A 16,793-nucleotide genomic window follows, 5' to 3' on the forward strand; every position below is an offset into this window, starting at 1 on the left:
AAATTTGTTCGAGGAGACTGTTCGTGAAGATCAAGAGTCAGAAAGACTTTTTCTCGGGCCTGATGTTCACGGTGGTGGGTGTGGCGTTCGCATGGGGCGCCACCACCTACACCGTGGGCAGCGGAGCCCGCATGGGTCCGGGTTATTTCCCGTTGATGCTCGGCATCCTGATGGCCCTCATCGGCCTCGGGATCATGTTCAGCGGGCTCACCGTTGAAACCACCGACGGCGAGAAGATCGGCAAGTGGGCCTGGAAGCAGGTGGTGTTCATCCTGGGCGCCAACCTCGCGTTCGGCATCCTGCTCGGCGGCCTGCCGAGCATCGGCGTCCCCGCCATGGGCATGATCATCGCCATCTACGCGCTGGTGATCATCTCCAGCCTTGCGGGCCATGAGTTCAAGCTGCCCAGCGTGCTGATCCTGGCCACCGTGCTGGCCATTGGCAGCTATGTCGCATTCATCTGGGCGCTGAAGCTCCAGATCCAGGTCTGGCCGACCTTCATCACCGGCTGAGAAGAAAGCTGCTCACATCATGGAATTGGTTGAACACCTCTCGATGGGTTTTGGCGTTGCCTTTACCTTCACCAACCTGCTGTACTGCCTGATCGGCTGCATCCTGGGCACGCTGATCGGCGTGCTCCCGGGTATCGGCCCGGTCGCGACCATCGCGATGCTGCTGCCCGCCACGTACGCGCTGCCGCCCGTGTCGGCGCTGATCATGCTGGCCGGCATCTACTACGGCGCGCAATACGGCGGCTCCACCACTGCGATCCTGGTCAACCTGCCGGGTGAATCCTCGTCGGTGGTGACCGTGATCGACGGCTACCAGATGGCGCGCAAGGGCCGTGCGGGCCCGGCGCTCGCCGCGGCGGGCCTGGGTTCGTTCTTCGCGGGTTGCGTCGGCACGCTGATCCTGGCCGCCTTCGCACCGCCGCTGACCGAGCTGGCCTTCAAGTTCGGCCCGGCCGAATACTTCTCGCTGATGATCCTGGGCCTGATCGGCGCGGTGGTGCTGGCTTCGGGCTCGCTGCTCAAGGCCATCGCGATGATCGTGCTGGGCCTGCTGCTCGGCCTGGTCGGCACCGACGTGAACTCGGGCGTGGCGCGCTACAGCTTCGACATCCCGGAGCTCACCGACGGCATCGGCTTCGTGGCCATCGCCATGGGCGTGTTCGGCTACGGCGAAATCATTGCCAACCTCTCGCGCCCCGACGACGAGCGTGAAGTGTTCACCGCCAAGGTCTCGGGCCTGTTCCCGACCAAGGAAGACTTCAAGCGCATGCTGCCCGCAGTGCTTCGCGGCACGGCGCTGGGCGCGGCACTGGGCATCCTGCCCGGCGGCGGCGCGCTGCTGGCAGCCTTCGCGGCCTACACGATCGAGAAGAAGACCAAGCTGAAGCCGGGCGAAGTGCCCTTCGGCAAGGGCAACATCCGCGGCGTGGCGGCTCCCGAGTCGGCCAACAACGCCGGCGCGCAGACCTCCTTCATCCCGCTGCTGACGCTGGGCATTCCGCCCAACGCGGTGATGGCGCTGATGGTGGGTGCGATGACGATCCACAACATCCAGCCCGGCCCGCAGGTGATGACCAGCAACCCCGAGCTGTTCTGGGGCCTGATCGCCTCGATGTGGATCGGCAACGCGATGCTGATCATCCTGAACCTGCCGCTGATCGGCATGTGGATCAAGCTCCTGTCGGTGCCCTACAAGTTCCTGTTCCCGGCGATCGTGCTGTTCTGCGCGATCGGCGTGTACTCGACCAACAACAACACCTTCGACATCTGGATGGTGGGCATCTTCGGCCTGGTGGGCTACAGCTTCTTCAAGCTGGGCTGCGAGCCTGCGCCGCTGCTGCTGGGCTTCATCCTGGGGCCGATGATGGAAGAGAACCTGCGCCGTTCGCTGCTGCTGTCGCGTGGCGACTGGAGCGTGTTCGTGACGCGCCCGATCTCGGCGAGCCTGTTGGCTGCGGCTGCATTGCTGCTTGTCATCGTGCTGCTGCCTGCAGTCAAGTCCAAGCGCGAGGAAGCTTTCGTCGAGGAGTGACGGACAGAGTTCCCTCGCGGGACTTCAGAAAGAACGGCGCTTCGAGCGCCGTTTTTCATTTCTGTGTGCATCGCTTCGGGGCGCCTGCGCAGGGCTCGCTGCTGGTGCTCGCCGATCAAAAACTCAGGTCATGTCCTACGGTCTGCTCGCCCGTGGCGGCTTCATGTGCTGTCGCGCCATCGCGAGGAAGGCCATCCCCGCCGGGCTCAGCGGATGCTTGGCCAACCGCACGGCGACCACCGGGTACTCCAGCGCAGGCCGCGTCACGCCCACGGCGCGCAGGTTGCCCGGCATCAGCACCTCCACGTAGCGCGGCAGCAGCGCCACCCCCGCGCCTGACTGGATGAGGCCGAACGCCGTCGACAGCATCGACACGTGATGCACCACGCGCGGGTACACGTTGGCCATGCTTGCGAGCTGGCGGCTCACGGCGCGCCACACGTTGGCGTCGGGGTTGACGTGGATGAACGGCAGTCCCTCCAGGTGCTTGGCATCGACCACCGCGTGCTGCGCCAGCGGATGGTCTTCGCGCACGAACAGGGCCATGCGGTCCGAGAACAGCGGCTCGGTCGCCAGCTCCGAATGCTTCTGGCCGATGTCCGAGCCGAAGCCCAGGTCGGCCTCCTGCGAGAGGATGCGCGAGATCATTTGCTCTGCCGTGCTGTCGAGCAGCGTGGTCGCGAGCGTCGGGTGCTTCTGCGAAAAGCGCCCGAGCAGCGGCGGCAGCAGGGCGCCGGCCGTGAGATGGCCCACCGCGAGCACGATGCGGCCTTCGCGCAGCTGCGACTGCGAGCGGCAGGCGCCCACGGATTCATCGATCAGCCGAAGCGCCCGCACCGCCGTGTCGACCATCATCTGGCCCGCGTTGGTCATGCGGATGCGGCGCCCGCGCACCACCAGCGGCTGCGCCAGCTCTTCTTCCAGCCGCTTGATCAGGTGGCTGATGGCGGGCTGCGTGAGCTGCAATGCCTCGGCCGCGAGCGTGAAGCTGCCCGTCTCGGCCACCGCCGCCAGCGCCCGCAGCTGCTGCAGCGAGATCTCTTCCGCGGTGCTTCTTGTCATAAGCAGTGTTCATAGTTGAATAAGCGGAATTATCTGGCTTGATGCGCCACTGCTGCATAGCATCCACTTCTCGTTCACAGGCACAAATTCCGCACATGAAACGCCTCCAGTTCCTCCAGGCGCTTGCCGTTGCGCTCGGCGTGGCCACCTCGTCCGCCAGCCTCGCGCAGGGCTACCCGAACAAGCCGATCCGCCTGATCGTGCCGTTCCCGGCGGCCGGCGCCACCGACCTCTTCGCCCGCACGCTGGGTCAGAAGATGGGCGACAAGCTCGGCACCACGCTGGTGGTCGACAACAAGCCCGGCGCGGGCGGCGCCATCGGCTCCGACCAGGCCGCCAAGGCCGCGCCCGACGGCTACACGATCCTGCTGGCCACCACCAGCACGCACTCGATCGGCCCGGCCGTCAGCAAGCTGCCCTACGACACGGTGCGAGACTTCACGCCCATCGCGCACGTGGGCGATGCCGCCAGCATCATGCTGGTGCCGGTCAATTCGCCCGCGAAGACGGTGCGCGAGTGGATCGATTACGCGAAGAAGAACCCCGGCAAGCTCAACTACGCGTCGAGCGGCAACGGCACCATCGTGCAGCTCACGGCGGAGCTGTTCAAGGCGCAGGCCGGCGTGTTCGTCACGCACATTCCCTACAAGGGCACGGCGCTGGCGATCCCCGACCTGATCAGCGGCAAGGTCGACGTGCTGTTCGATTCGCTGCCCACCGGCATGCCGCACGTGCGCGACGGCCGCCTGCGCGCGCTGGGCGTCACCTCGCTCAAGCGCAGCCCGCTGGCGCCCGAGCTGCCACCCATCGCCGATACGCTGCCCGGCTACGAGTCGAACACGTGGTTCGGCTTCTATGGTCCGAAGAACCTGCCGGTGGACATCGTCGCGAAAATCAACAAGGCCGCCAACGAGGCGCTGGCCGACCCCGAGGTGAAGGAAAAGCTCGCACGCCTGGGCATCGAGTCCGCGACGCCGGGCACGCCCGAGCAATTCGCGAAGATGGTGGCAGCAGACGCCGCCAAGTGGAAAAAGATCGTGGTCGACCGCAAGATCACCAACGAATAAGGCAAGGCACACCGACATGAACTTCGACTTCAACAATCCGTACCTCTCCACCCGCATCCCGATCTTTGCGCGCAACGTGGTATCGACATCGCACCCGCTGGCCTCGCAGGCTGGGCTGCGCATCCTGCAGCAGGGCGGCAACGCGGTCGATGCGGCTATTGCCACCGCCGCCGTGATGACGCTGGTCGAGCCGGTGAGCAACGGCCTGGGCAGCGATGCCTTCTGCATCCTGTGGGACGGCAAGGAACTGCACGGCCTGAACGCCTCGGGCCCCGCGCCCAAAGCCTGGACGCCCGAATACTTCAAGGCCAAGTACGGCGCCGACGCCACGACGCCGCCGATGCGCGGCATCGACTCGGTCACGGTGCCGGGCGCGGTGCGCGGCTGGGTCGCGCTGAGCGATCGCTTCGGCAAGCTGCCGTTCGCCGACCTGCTGGCCCCGGCCATCGACATCGCCGAGCGCGGCTACCTCGTGCCGCCAGTGGTGCAGGGCAAGTGGGCCGCGGCCACGCCGCTGCTGGGTTCGCAGCCGGGCTTTGCACAGACCTTCCTGCCATGGGGCCGGGCGCCCGCGATCGGCGAGCTGTTCCGCTTCACGGCCGCTGCGCGGGCGCTGAAGGCCATTGCCCGCACCAAGGGCGAGGCCTACTACAACGGCGAGATCGCCGAGGCGCTCGCGAAGTTCTCGAAGGAGCAGGGCGGCGCGCTCACCGTGGCCGATCTCGCGGCCTACCAGCCCGAGTGGGTCAAGCCGATCTCGCGCGACTACCGCGGCCACACGCTGCACGAGATTCCGCCCAACGGCCAGGGCATTGCCGCGTTGATTGCGCTGGGCATCCTCGAGAAGTTCGACATCGCCTCGCTGCCGGTCGATTCGGTCGCCTCGCAGCATCTGCAGATCGAGGCCATGAAGCTGGCCTTCGCCGACGTGTATCGCTACGTGTCGGAGCCATCGTCGATGACGGTGACCCCCGCGCAAATGCTCGATGACGCCTACCTCGCATCGCGTGCGAGACTCATCGACGTGAAAAAGGCGCAGGACTTCAAGGCCGGCAACCCCGTGAAGGGCGGCACCATCTACCTCACCGCAGCGGACGAGCGCGGCATGATGGTGAGCTTCATCCAGAGCAATTACATGGGCTTCGGCTCGGGCTGCGTGGAGCCCGGGTACGGCATCAGCCTGCAGAACCGCGGCCACGGCTTCAGCCTGAAGGCCGAGAGCCCGAACGTGGTGGCACCGGGCAAGCGGCCGTTCCACACCATCATCCCGGCCTTCCTCACGAAGGACGGCCAGCCGGTGATGAGCTTCGGCGTGATGGGCGGCAACATGCAGCCGCAGGGCCACATGCAGACGCTGGTGCGCATGCTCGACTACGGGCAGAACCCGCAGGCCGCGTGCGATGCGCCGCGCTGGCGCTTCAACGCGGGGCTCGAGATCAACGTCGAGGCCGCGATGAACCCGGCCACGGTGCAGGGCCTGCGCGACCTGGGCCACCACCTCGACGTCATCGACGATTCGTACCAGGACTTCGGCGCCGGCCAGTTCATCTGGCGCGCGGGCGAGCCGTCGGTCGAAGGCTACGTGGCCGCCAGCGACCCGCGCCGCGACGGCCTCGCTGCAGGCTACTGAGGATCAAGGGATGATCGGGGAATGAACAAGACAGCCGCATCGATCGGCATTCCCCCTCACCAGGGCGCAAGGAAAGGCGTTGCGTCCGGCCTGATCCTCGCCACACTGGGCGCCATCGCATTCAGCGGCAAGGCCATCATCGTCAAGCTCGCGTACCGCTACGGCGTGGACGCCGTGACGCTCATCATGCTGCGCATGCTGTTCGCGCTGCCGCTGTTCGCGCTCATGGCGTGGTGGGCGGGGCGTGGCAAGCCGGCGCTCACCGGCCGCGACTGGATCGGCGTGATCGGGCTCGGTTTCTCGGGCTACTACCTCGCGAGCTTTCTCGACTTTGCCGGGCTGGCCTACATCTCGGCCGGCTTCGAGCGGCTGATCCTGTATCTCAACCCCACGCTGGTGCTGTTCTTCGGCTGGCTGCTGTACCGGCGCCATCCGACGCGACAGCAGGTGCTGGGCATGCTCGTGAGCTATGCCGGCGTGCTGCTGGTGTTCGGCCACGAACTCTGGACCGGCGGTGGCGGCAAGGGCGGCGGCGCGGCGGCCTGGGGCGCATTCCTGGTCTTCCTGAGCGCGGTGAGCTATGCGGGCTATCTGATCTACAGCGGCGAGTTCGTCAAGCGCCTCGGGTCGCTCAGGCTCGTGGGCCTGGCGACCACCGTGGCTTGCCTGCTGTGCATCCTGCAGTTCGTGCTGACGCGGCCGATGAGCGCGGCGATGCAGGTGGCGCCCGAGGTGATCTGGCTGTCGGTGCTCAACGCCACGCTGTGCACGGCGGTGCCCGTCCTCATGGTGATGATGGCCATCGAGCGCATCGGCCCTGCGGTGGCCGCGCAAACCGGCATGATCGGGCCGCTGTCGACCATCATCATGGGGGTGGTCATACTCGGCGAGCCGTTCACCGCGTGGATCGCGGCCGGCACGGTGCTCGTGATCGCGGGCATCTTCGTTTTCACACGCAAGGGGCGCGAAGCCCCTGCACGATAGGAGCGACAACATGGATCTGGGTATCGCAGGCAAGACCGCGCTGGTATGCGGCGCGAGCAAGGGCCTCGGCTACGGCTGCGCCGAAGCGCTGGTGCGCGAAGGCGTCAACGTGGTGATCGTGGCACGCGGTGCCGAGGCACTGGAAGCGGCGGCGAAGAAGCTGGCCGAAGCGGCGGGTGCATCGGGCGCTGCGTTCGTCAAGCACGTGGCGGCCGACATCACGACCGAAGCCGGCCGCGCGGCGGTGTTCGCACTCGGCCACGACTTCGACATCGTCGTCACCAACGCGGGCGGCCCGCCGCCGGGCGACTTTCGCAACTGGGACCGCGAGGCCTGGATCAAGGCGGTCGACGCGAACATGCTGACGCCGATCGAGCTCATCAAGGCCACGGTCGATGGCATGGCCAAGCGCGGCTTTGGGCGCATCGTCAACATCACGTCGAGCTCGGTGAAGTCGCCCATCGACATCCTCGGCCTGTCGAACGGCGCGCGCAGCGGCCTCACCGGCTTCGTGGCCGGCGTGGCGCGCACGCCCATCGCGGCGCAGGGCGTGACCATCAACAACCTGCTGCCGGGCTCGTTCGACACCGACCGCCTCAAGGGCACGATGGCCGGCGCCGCGCAGAAGTCGGGCCAGGACTTCGACACCGTGTGGGAAGCCCGCAAGAAGAACATCCCGGCCAGGCGCTTCGGCACGCCGGCCGAGTTCGGCGCCATCTGTGCCTTTCTCTGCAGCATGCAGGCCGGCTACATGACCGGCCAGAACGTGCTGGCCGACGGTGGGGCCTACCCGGGCACGTATTGAGCTCGCCCCCAGGCTTCGCGCACTTCGTGTCGCTACTCCCACCCCCTACCGGGGGCAACACCAGCGGCCCGGCAAAGCCGGTTCCGCGGTGTTCGCTTGAAGAGGGCGTTGTTGAATCAGCGCCGTGACGACACCGCGATCCCGGCCACGATCAGCAGGAACGCCGCGCCGTGGTACCAGTGCGGCGGCTCGCGCAGGAAGGCTGCCGAAAGCACTGCCGCGAACAGCGGCGTGAGGTTCAGGAAGATGCTCGCCGCCTGCGGACCCGCGCGCTGCACGCCGGTGCCCCAGCAACGGTAGGCCACCACCGCGGGGCCGATGCCGATGAACAGCATCGCGGCAGCGAGCGGCCAGCCCAGGTCGATGTGGGCGGGCGTCATCGTCCATTCGCCGGCGGCCAGCGCGCCCGACCACGCGAGGCCGAACACCAGCTGTGCCATCAGGAACGCGGCCCAGTCCTGCCGCAGGGCCCTGGGCTCGTTCGTGCGTGCCAGCAGCCAGCTGTAGAAGGCCCAGGCGATGGTGCCCAGGATCATGTAGAGGTCGCCCGGCACCAGCCGCAGACCGAGCAGCTGCCGCCACTCGCCGCGGCTGAGCACCAGCAGCACGCCCGCCATCGACAGCAGCGCGCCGAAGATCTCGCGGGTGCTGACGCGTGCGCCGAAGAACAGCGTGCCCACCGCGAGCATCCACAGCGGCAGGCTGGAGCCGACCAGCGTGACGTTGATGGGCGTGGAGGTCTGCAGAGCGAGGTACTGGAAGGCGTTGTACAGGCCGATGCCGAGCAGCCCGAGCACGGCGTAGCGCTTCCAGTGCGCCCACACCGGGCTGCCGCGACGCAGCACCGGTGTGGCCAGCGGCAGCAGGAGCGCGAACGCGACGACCCAGCGCACGAAGTTCAGCGTGAGCGGCGAAACCAGTTCTCGCACCAGCCGGCCGACCACGGCATTGCCGGCCCAGAGCAGCGGAGGAACGACAAGCAGGAGGACGGTGGAGGGGGCAAGGCGCCGGTGCTGTGTCTGCATGGCGGCCGACTCTACCCGGGCATTGATGTCCCGCGCCGCCACGGGAAACCCAAACATGGCAGGATTCCCCTCCCTCTTCTTTTCCTGTGCGTGGAGACTGCAACGATGATGAGCAAAGCCGTCCGTATCGACCGCCATGGCGGCCCCGAAGAACTGAAGATCGTCGACGTGGAAGTCGGCGAACCCGGCCCCGGCGAGATCCGCATCCGCCACAAGGCCGTGGGCCTGAACTTCATCGACACCTACCAGCGCAGCGGGCTCTACCCGTTCCAGATGCCGCTGCAGCTGGGCATGGAAGCCTCGGGCATCGTCGAGGCGGTGGGCGAGGGCGTGACGCACCTGAAGCCTGGCGACCGCGCAGCCTATGCCAGCCCGCCGCCCGGCGCCTACTGCGAGTTGCGCGTGATGCCCGCCAAGTGCGTGTGCAAGCTGCCCGACGACATCTCCTTCGAGACCGGTGCGGCCATGATGCTCAAGGGCCTGACCACGCAGTACCTGCTGAAGAAGACGCTGCCGGCCGAAGGCCTGCAGGCCGGTGATTTCATCCTGTTCCACGCGGCGGCCGGCGGCGTCGGGCTGATCGCCTGCCAGTGGGCCAGGGCGCTGGGCCTGCAGCTCATCGGCACGGCCGGCAGCGACGCCAAGTGCAAGCTCGCGCTCGAACATGGCGCGGCGCATGCCATCAACTACAGCACCGAAAACTTCGCGGCGCGCGTGAAGGAGATCACGGGCGGCAAGGGCGTGAAGGTGGCATACGACTCGGTGGGCAAGGACACCTACGAAGGCTCGATCGACAGCCTGCGCCCCTTCGGCCTGCTGGCGGTGTTCGGCAACGGCTCGGGCCCGGTGCCTCCGATCAACCTCGGCACGCTGGCGTCCAAGGGCTCGCTCTACGTGACGCGGCCGACGCTGTTCACGCACATGGCCACGCGCGAAAGCACGCAGGCGATGGCCGACGACCTGTTCGCGGTGGTGCGCAGCGGCGCGGTGAAGATTCCGATCGGACAGCGCTATGCACTGGCCGACGTGCAGCAGGCGCACCGCGACCTGGAAGCGCGCAAGACCACCGGCTGCACGATCCTGACGCTCTGAATCCGCGGGCGCGGGGGGCGCCGGCCTTGTCCTACCCGGCGTGCGGTGTCATGCCTTCGACTTGTGCCGGGTGCAGTTTGTAGGCTGTGAGCACAGCGCAGAGGCAAGCCTTCATGACCACCGTTCGCACTTTCATCGTGGAAGACAACCCCACCATCCGCAAGAACCTCATGGGCGCGCTGCGCGAGGTCGCCCGGGTCGATCCGGTGGGCGAAGTAGAGTCGGAAGAGGAGGGCTCGCGCTGGCTTTCATGCAACCTGTCGGAATGGGACCTGGCCATCGTCGACCTGTTCCTGAAGGACGGCACAGGCTTTCGCGTGCTCGAGGCGTGCCGTCACCGTGGGCCGGCGCAGAAGATCGTGGTGCTCAGCAACTTCGCCACGCCCGATATGCGGCGCAGATGCGCCCTGCTCGGTGCCGATGCCGTTTTCGACAAGGTCACCGAGATCGAGGACCTGATGGACTATTGCCTGCGCCGCCGTCAGGCGCAGTTCAGTTCACCGGCCGCACACTGAGGCAGGGGCATTCTTTCGCCGGCCGGCAGCGATGCCGGGCTTCGTCGAAAATTGCGCCCAGGGCGCGAGGAGCACGCGCCGGGCTCCGCGAAGTGGCGACGAGATTCATGCGCGGAAATCACACATTCCCTTGCTGAGTCGGCCTGCGCGCTTGCGGCGTGCGGCGCCCAGGTTCCATCCATGTCCCGCTCCCGCTTCCTTCCCGACAACTTCACCTTCGCGCTGCTCTCGGTGGTGACCCTTGCCAGCCTGCTGCCCGCGAGCGGGAAGCTGGGGCATCTCTTCGAGCTGCTCACGAGCGCTGCCATCGGCCTGCTGTTCTTCCTGCACGGTGCCAAGCTGTCGCGCGAGGCGATCATGAATGGCCTCATGCACTGGCGGCTGCACCTGCTGGTGTTCGGCAGCACCTTCGTGCTGTTTCCCGTGCTCGGGCTGGCGCTCAAGCCGCTGCTGTCGCCACTGGTGACGCCAGGGCTCTACACCGGCGTGCTCTATCTCTGCGTGCTGCCCGCCACGGTGCAATCGGCGATTGCCTTCACGGCCATGGCGCGGGGCAACATGCCCGCCGCCATCTGCAGCGCATCGGCGTCCACCCTGCTGGGCGTGTTCATCACGCCGGTGCTGGTCAACCTCGTGGTGTTGCCGAATGGTGGCCATGCGAGCTCGTCGCTGGATTCGATCGGCCGCATCCTGCTGCAGCTGATGGCCCCGTTCGTGCTGGGGCACCTGCTGCGGCCGTGGATCGGCAAGTGGATACAGCGCCGTGCCGCAGTGCTGAAATTCGTCGACCAGGGCTCGATCCTGCTGGTCGTCTACACGGCGTTCAGCGCGGCCGTGATCGAGGGCCTGTGGAAGCAGATGCCTGCCCATGCGCTGGTCGGGCTGCTGGTGGTGTGCGCGGTGGTGCTGGGGCTGGCGCTGAGCCTCACGACCCTGCTGGCGCGCAAGCTGGGTTTCGACACGGAAGACGAGATCACGATCGTGTTCTGCGGCTCCAAGAAGAGCCTGGCCAGCGGGATACCCATGGCCAAGGTGCTGTTCGCCTCTCACGCGGTGGGCGCGATCGTGCTGCCGCTGATGCTGTTCCACCAGATGCAGCTCATGGTGTGCGCCGTGCTGGCGCAGCGGTACGCGCGGCGCGGGCGCGAGGCGGCCCTGTTGAAGACCGCCGAGTAAGAGGCGCTACCCCTCGATCTTCCCGAGCCGCGATTCCCTGAGCCGGCTGGGCGCCAGCGCCCCGGCCGATTCCAGGATCGGATACGCGATCGAGCAGATGTGCGAGTTGATGCGCTTCAGGTCGCTGATCAGGTCGATGTGCAGCGAGCTCGTCTCGATGCTCAGCGTGGTGCGGTCCGACAGCCGGTCGAGGTGGGTCGTCGCATAGGCCCGCTCCAGGTCGCGAAAGCGCACCTTCTCTTCCAGGAGCTTCTGCGCGTCCCGCACGTTGCCGTTCAGGAACACGCTCATGCTCAGCCGCAGGTTGGCTACCAGCCGCCCGTGCAGCTCGACGATCTCCGCCATGCCGGCCTGCGAGAAGTTGCGCTGCGGTTTGATCTTCTTGTCTTCCACATCGATGATTACGCGCTCGATGATGTCGCCGATCTGTTCCATGTTGATCGTGAAGCTGATGATGTCGGTCCAGCGCCGGCTTTCCTCCTCGCCCAGCGCCTCGCGCGAGATGCGGGTCATGTAGTACTTGATGGCCGAGTACAGCTGGTCCACCGTGTCGTCGAGCTGCCGCAGCTCCTGGGCCAGCCGCAGGTCGTTGTGGCGGATCACGTCGAGCGTGCCGATCAGCATGGTCTCCACGATGTCGGCCTGGTGCAGGGCTTCGCGCGCCGCATTGGAGATGGCGAGCGACGGCGTCGACAGCGCCGAAGGATCGAGGTGGTGCGGCCGCGTGGTGCCGGCCGGCTGTTGCGGTACCGGCAGGATGCGCGTCACCAGCCTGGCGACCCATTGCGTGAGGCCGATGAACCCCACGCTGATCACCACGTTGAACGCCAGGTGGAACAGCACCACGCCATGCGTCTGGTTCGGCAGCTCCGGCTGCACGTAGCGGATCCACAGTCCGATGAAGGGGGCGACGATGGCCACGCCCAGCGCCTTGAACAGCAGGTTGCCCACCGTCACCTGCCGTACCGACACGGCCGACTTGGCCGTGGTCAGCACCGCCAGCAGGCCGCTGCCGAGGTTGGCGCCGAGCACCAGGCCGAGCGCTACGTCCAGCGGCACCACGTTCGACGTGGCCATGGCCGCGACCAGCAGCACCACCGCGAGGCTCGAATAGGCCACGATGGCCAGCACCGCGCCGACGGTGATCTCGAGCAGCACGTCGCTGCTGATCGACGCGAGCAGTGCGCGCACGGCCGGCGAGGAGAACAGCGGCTCGGTAGCCTCCACCACCAGCTGCAGCGCCAGCAGCATCAGCCCGAGCCCGATCAGCACGCGGCCGATGCGCCCCGCCATGGAGGCCGAGCGGCTGATGAACAGCACCACGCCCACGAAGATGAACATCGGCGAGAGCCAGGACAGGTCCGCCGAGAACAGCACCGAGATCAGCGCCGTGCCCACGTCTGCGCCCCGCATCACCGCCAGCGCCGCCGGCAGCGTGACCAGGCCCTGCCCGACGAAGGACGAGGTCATGAGCGAGGTGGCGGTGCTTGATTGCACCAGCGCCGTCACGCCGATGCCCGAGAGGGCGGCCGTGAAGCGGTTGCGCATGCTCTGGACGAGGATCTTGCGCAGGTTGGCGCCAAACACACGCAGCACACCGGTGCGGACCAGGTGCGTACCCCACACCAGCAGGGCCACGGCCGCCAGCAGATTCAGGAGATGCTTCATGGGGGGCGGGTTCTGTCCTTTTCGTTTTGGTTCGTTTCGCCCCCATTTTCCACAAGCGGGCGCTTCAGTCGATCAGGGCTCCGTTGTCGTGGAAAGGATATGGCCCTTCGAAGCTGCCGGAGGCCGCCAGGTGGGTGACCAGCCGGCGTCCGCGAGCGGACCAGGCGTGCACCCTGAAAGAAGGCGGCTCCAGTGTCCAGGCCGATTCGGCGTCGGGTGCGAGGTCGAGACAGACCTGATGGGCCGGAGCCGGAGAGGTCGAGGCAATGGTGCCGCCGAAGCGCACGTCGATGGCCCGGTGCAGGTGGCCGCAGATCACGCGTTCGACGTTCGGGTGGCGTGAGAGCAGTGCCTCGAGCGCGTCGGCGCCCTGCAGCAGGCCGATCTCGTCCATGTGGCCGATCAGCGTTTCGAAGGGCGGGTGGTGCATGGCGACCACCACGGGCTCGCCGCGGCAGGCGTCCAGCTGCGCTTCGAGCCAACCCAGGCGCTTCTCGCACAGCGAGCCATGGCTGGCGCCGGGCACGCAGGTGTCGAGCGTGAGCAAGCGAAGGTCGCCGACGCGCACCGAATACTGGATGAAGCCGTCGGTGTCGGCACCCGTGCCGAGATAGGCGTGGCCGGGAAAGCTGCGGCGCAACTGGTCGCGGTCGTCGTGGTTGCCTGGCATCAGGTAGACCGGCATGGTCAGCGGGGCCAGCAGCCGCGCCAGATGTTCGTATTCGGCGGCGCGGCCGAAGTCGGTCAGGTCGCCGGTGATGACCACGGCATCGGGCTGCTGGCGCAGCGCCAGCACCGACTGCACGGCGCGCTCGAGGTACGGCGCGGTGTCGATGCGGCCATAGGCCAGCCGGCCCGGCTCGCGGATGTGCAGGTCGGTCAGCTGGACCAGGAAGGTGTTCTCTGCTGTTGTCGTCATGCGCTGGTCTCCTGCGACGTCATCAGGCGGTCGGGGTGGATGCGCAGGCCCACCGCGTCGCCCGGTCCGAACGGATTGTCGCGCCCTACGTCGGCCATCAGCACGGGCTGGTCTTGAACACGCAGGTGCAGCTGCACGCGGTCGCCGAGGAAGGTACGGCGTTCGACGGTGGCGGCGCCCCAGCCTGGCAGGGGCGCACCGACCTCGATGTCTTCGGGCCGTACGAGCAGCGTCGCATGGCCCCGCCACGCCGACGGGCAGGGCAGGGCTGACCCTCCGAGTCGGACAACGCCTTGTGCGATGGCGTCGGCCTCGCGTTCCAGCCGGTTGACCCGGCCGAGGAACTCGGCGACGAAGGGGTGCGCGGGCGCACGGTAGAGGTCTTCGCCGCGACCCACCTGCACGATGCGTCCGGCGCGCATCACGGCGAGGCGGTCGGCAATGGCCAGCGCCTCCTGCTGGTCGTGCGTGACGTGGATGGCCGTGATGTGCAGGCGGCGCAGCAGCTCGGCCAGTTCGTCGCGCAGCGACTCCTTGAGCTTGGCGTCGAGCGCTGCCAGCGGCTCGTCGAGCAGCAGCACGCGCGGGCGCACGGCCACCGCGCGCGCCAGGGCCACGCGCTGGCGCTGGCCGCCGGAAAGCTCGGCGGGGCGCTTGTTCTCCAGTCCGCCGAGGCGCACGAGGTCGACCAGCTCGCCGACGCTGCGCTTTTCTTCATCGGGCGCCACGCCGCGAATGCGCAGCCCGTAGCCGATGTTGGCCGCGACCGTCATCTGCGGAAAGAGCGCATAGCTCTGGAACACCATGCCAACACCGCGGTGCTCGACCGGGCGCTGCGTGACGTCCTGCCCGCCGAACACGATGCGGCTGCCCGCGTCGGGCGATTCCAGGCCGGCGATCAGCCGCAGCAGCGTGGTCTTGCCGCAGCCCGAGGGGCCGAGCAGCGCCAGCACTTCGCCGGCTTCCACTTGCAAGTCGGTGGGCTGCAGGCCGCGCGTGCCGTCGGCGTAGGTCTTCGCACAGTTGGCGATGTCGATGGGAATGCGTTCAAGTTCCATGGCGTTTCTGCATCAGGTTGGCAAGGTACTGCAGAGCCCACAGCACCGGAAGAATGACGGCGAAGAAGACCAGCGTGTAGGCCGATCCGATCTCGATGCGCATCGAGGCATAGCTGTCGGCCAGGCCCACGGGCAGCGTGCGCGTGAGCGGCGTGTGCAGCATCCACGTGAGGTTGAACTCGCCCACCGACAGCGTGAACACCATCAGGCTGCCGGCCACGATGGCCGGGAACACCGCGGGCACGAGGATGCCCATGAATCGCTGGCGGAAGTTTGCACCCAGCGAGCGCGCGGCCTCCTCGAGCGCGAGCAGGTCGTCGCGCTGGAAGGCCGAGCTCACGGTGCGCACCATGAACGGCAGCGTGAACACCATGTGGCCCACGAGGATGAAGGCGAAGCTCTGGCGGAAGGCAGTGAGCTGGCCATAGGCAAGGATCAACGCGAGCGCCGTCGCAAGGCCCGGCACCGCGACCGGCAGCGTCAGCAGCTCCTCGAAGATGCGCGCCACGCGCGAGCGGCTGCGTGCCAGCGCATAGGCACAGGGCACGCCCAGCAGCACGGTGCCGATGACGCAGGCCACGGCCAGCGCGAGCGACCAGCCGACGGTGCCGCCGTAGTTCTCCCACACCTCGCCGAGCCAGCGCAGCGTGAGGCCGCTCTTGAGGCCCATGCTGTAGTTGTTGACGAGGCCCGCCATCACCGACAGCAGCATCGGCGCGATCATGAAAAGGCTCACGATGACCGTGACGGCAAGCAGGAAGGGCGCCTTGGCCTGGGTGTTGGTTCGCATGGTGCGTGGGCCCTCAGCGTGCGACGGGATTCGCGCCAAAGCGGCGCGCCACGAACAGCACCAGCCAGGTCACGATGCCCAGCGAGATCGACAGCGACGCGGCAAGCGCGAAGTTGGCATAGTTGGTGAACTCGTTGTAGATGGTGATCGGGATCACCTCGAACTTGCTGGCCAGCGTGAAGGCCGTGCCGAAGGCGCCCATCGAGGTGGCGAAGAGGATGGCGCCGCAGGCCAGCGTGGTGGGTGCAAGCTCGGGCATCCACACGTCGCGCGCGACGCGAAGCCGCGAGGCGCCGAGTGAACGCGCGGCTTCTTCGAGCTGCGTGTTCATCGATTCGGCAGCTGCCGCGTAGGTCGCGATGGCGCGCGGCAGCGAGAAGTACAGGTACGCGAGGAACAGCCCGAGCAGGCCGTAGGCGAAGGTAATGCGTTCGCCGAACAGGCTGTCGCTGAGGTCGGCCACCACGCCTTGGCGCCCGCCGAGCAGGATCACGAAGAAGCCGATGATCACGCCCGGGAACGAAAGCGGCAGCGTGAGCAGCGAAAGCAGCACGCGCTTGCCGACGAAGGCATGGCGCGCGAGGTAGATGCCCACGGCCGCGCCCAGCACCAGCGTGGCCAGCGTCACGGCCACCGAGAGCGCAACGGTGTTGGCCATGCTCGTGAGGTAGCGCGCGTCGGTCAGCACCGCGAAGTAGGTGGACCAGCCCTTGTCGGCGGGCAGCGTGAGAAGACGCACGACCGGCAGCAGCCAGAAGGCCGCGAAGAAGGCGGCCGCGGGTGCCACGCAGGCCAGCAGGCGCCAGCGTGGGGTCCAGGAGGTGTCGGACTTCATCTCAGTTCTTCATCGTGGGTTGTTTGGGTTGCGGGACAGAACGTTCAGGGCGCGTGCACAGGCCACCGGGTACTCCCCTCCGCGAATGTCCCCCGCCTTCGGCTCCTCCTTTATTTCGCTGCGG

Annotated in this window: 16 protein-coding genes; 9 read left to right on the plus strand and 7 right to left on the minus strand. The window is 67.3% G+C overall.

The features are described from left to right. Nucleotides 1-23: 23 nt before the first annotated feature. Together ACCD11_RS22795 and ACCD11_RS22800 are read left to right on the plus strand one after the other, a co-directional pair. Complete coding sequence (locus ACCD11_RS22795; RefSeq protein WP_007837406.1) at nt 24-512, plus strand: tripartite tricarboxylate transporter TctB family protein; 489 nt, start codon at nt 24-26, stop codon at nt 510-512. Nucleotides 513-531: 19 nt separating this feature from the next. Continuing rightward, complete coding sequence (locus tag ACCD11_RS22800; protein WP_413315544.1) at nt 532-2,043, plus strand: tripartite tricarboxylate transporter permease; 1,512 nt, start codon at nt 532-534, stop codon at nt 2,041-2,043. Between the two features lie 135 nt (nt 2,044-2,178). On the opposite strand, the gene ACCD11_RS22805 is transcribed toward ACCD11_RS22800, so the two are convergent. Next, nucleotides 2,179-3,105 (minus strand): LysR family transcriptional regulator, encoded by a 927-nt coding sequence (locus ACCD11_RS22805; protein WP_007835458.1) that lies wholly within the window; start codon nt 3,103-3,105, stop codon nt 2,179-2,181. Nucleotides 3,106-3,200: 95 nt separating this feature from the next. Between ACCD11_RS22805 and ACCD11_RS22810 the strand changes: the two genes are divergently transcribed. Genes ACCD11_RS22810 through ACCD11_RS22825 form a run of 4 tightly spaced genes read left to right on the plus strand, consistent with a single transcriptional unit; the run spans nt 3,201 to nt 7,591 of the window. Then, nucleotides 3,201-4,172 (plus strand): Bug family tripartite tricarboxylate transporter substrate binding protein, encoded by a 972-nt coding sequence (locus ACCD11_RS22810; RefSeq protein ID WP_007835460.1) that lies wholly within the window; start codon nt 3,201-3,203, stop codon nt 4,170-4,172. Nucleotides 4,173-4,188: 16 nt separating this feature from the next. Continuing rightward, nucleotides 4,189-5,802 (plus strand): gamma-glutamyltransferase family protein, encoded by a 1,614-nt coding sequence (locus tag ACCD11_RS22815; RefSeq protein WP_413315545.1) that lies wholly within the window; start codon nt 4,189-4,191, stop codon nt 5,800-5,802. A gap of 21 nt (nt 5,803-5,823) precedes the next feature. Continuing rightward, entirely contained in the window at nt 5,824-6,786 is a 963-nt protein-coding gene (locus tag ACCD11_RS22820; RefSeq protein ID WP_413315546.1) for a DMT family transporter, read from the plus strand. Nucleotides 6,787-6,796: 10 nt separating this feature from the next. Further along, a complete protein-coding gene (locus ACCD11_RS22825; protein WP_007835469.1) occupies nt 6,797-7,591 on the plus strand; it encodes an SDR family oxidoreductase in 795 nt (264 codons plus the stop codon). Nucleotides 7,592-7,707: 116 nt separating this feature from the next. On the opposite strand, the gene ACCD11_RS22830 is transcribed toward ACCD11_RS22825, so the two are convergent. Continuing rightward, complete coding sequence (locus ACCD11_RS22830; RefSeq protein WP_413315551.1) at nt 7,708-8,616, minus strand: DMT family transporter; 909 nt, start codon at nt 8,614-8,616, stop codon at nt 7,708-7,710. Between the two features lie 108 nt (nt 8,617-8,724). On the opposite strand from ACCD11_RS22830, the gene ACCD11_RS22835 reads away from it, so the two are divergent. From ACCD11_RS22835 to ACCD11_RS22845, 3 genes are all read left to right on the plus strand, one after another. Continuing rightward, nucleotides 8,725-9,708 carry a quinone oxidoreductase family protein gene (locus ACCD11_RS22835; RefSeq protein WP_042674383.1) on the plus strand — a complete coding sequence of 328 codons (984 nt, stop codon included), beginning with the start codon at nt 8,725-8,727 and terminating at the stop codon, nt 9,706-9,708. Between the two features lie 113 nt (nt 9,709-9,821). Then, nucleotides 9,822-10,223 carry a response regulator gene (locus ACCD11_RS22840; RefSeq protein ID WP_413315547.1) on the plus strand — a complete coding sequence of 134 codons (402 nt, stop codon included), beginning with the start codon at nt 9,822-9,824 and terminating at the stop codon, nt 10,221-10,223. Between the two features lie 180 nt (nt 10,224-10,403). Next, complete coding sequence (locus ACCD11_RS22845) at nt 10,404-11,399, plus strand: bile acid:sodium symporter family protein (RefSeq protein ID WP_413315548.1); 996 nt, start codon at nt 10,404-10,406, stop codon at nt 11,397-11,399. Nucleotides 11,400-11,405: 6 nt separating this feature from the next. Here ACCD11_RS22845 and ACCD11_RS22850 read toward each other — a convergent pair whose 3' ends face one another. The 5 genes from ACCD11_RS22850 to ACCD11_RS22870 all read right to left on the minus strand — a co-directional run bounded on the left by ACCD11_RS22850 (nt 11,406) and on the right by ACCD11_RS22870 (nt 16,669). Further along, entirely contained in the window at nt 11,406-13,067 is a 1,662-nt protein-coding gene (locus tag ACCD11_RS22850) for a Na/Pi cotransporter family protein (protein WP_007838452.1), read from the minus strand. A gap of 64 nt (nt 13,068-13,131) precedes the next feature. After that, entirely contained in the window at nt 13,132-13,986 is an 855-nt protein-coding gene (locus ACCD11_RS22855; protein WP_007838454.1) for a phosphodiesterase, read from the minus strand. Further along, a complete protein-coding gene (locus ACCD11_RS22860) occupies nt 13,983-15,044 on the minus strand; it encodes an ABC transporter ATP-binding protein (RefSeq protein ID WP_007838455.1) in 1,062 nt (353 codons plus the stop codon). Before ACCD11_RS22860 ends, ACCD11_RS22855 begins: the two co-directional genes overlap by 4 nt. After that, nucleotides 15,034-15,834: an ABC transporter permease gene (locus ACCD11_RS22865; RefSeq protein WP_413315549.1), complete on the minus strand. Its 801-nt coding sequence runs from the start codon at nt 15,832-15,834 to the stop codon at nt 15,034-15,036. The genes ACCD11_RS22860 and ACCD11_RS22865 overlap by 11 nt, the downstream gene beginning before the upstream one ends. Before the next feature lie 13 nt (nt 15,835-15,847). Further along, the gene (locus ACCD11_RS22870) at nt 15,848-16,669 is read right to left on the minus strand and encodes an ABC transporter permease (RefSeq protein ID WP_413315550.1); all 822 of its coding nucleotides are present in this window, start codon (nt 16,667-16,669) and stop codon (nt 15,848-15,850) included. Nucleotides 16,670-16,793: the final 124 nt, after the last annotated feature.

Source organism: Variovorax sp. Varisp36, assembly GCF_047304235.1.
Taxonomy (GTDB): Bacteria; Pseudomonadota; Gammaproteobacteria; order Burkholderiales; family Burkholderiaceae_C; genus Variovorax.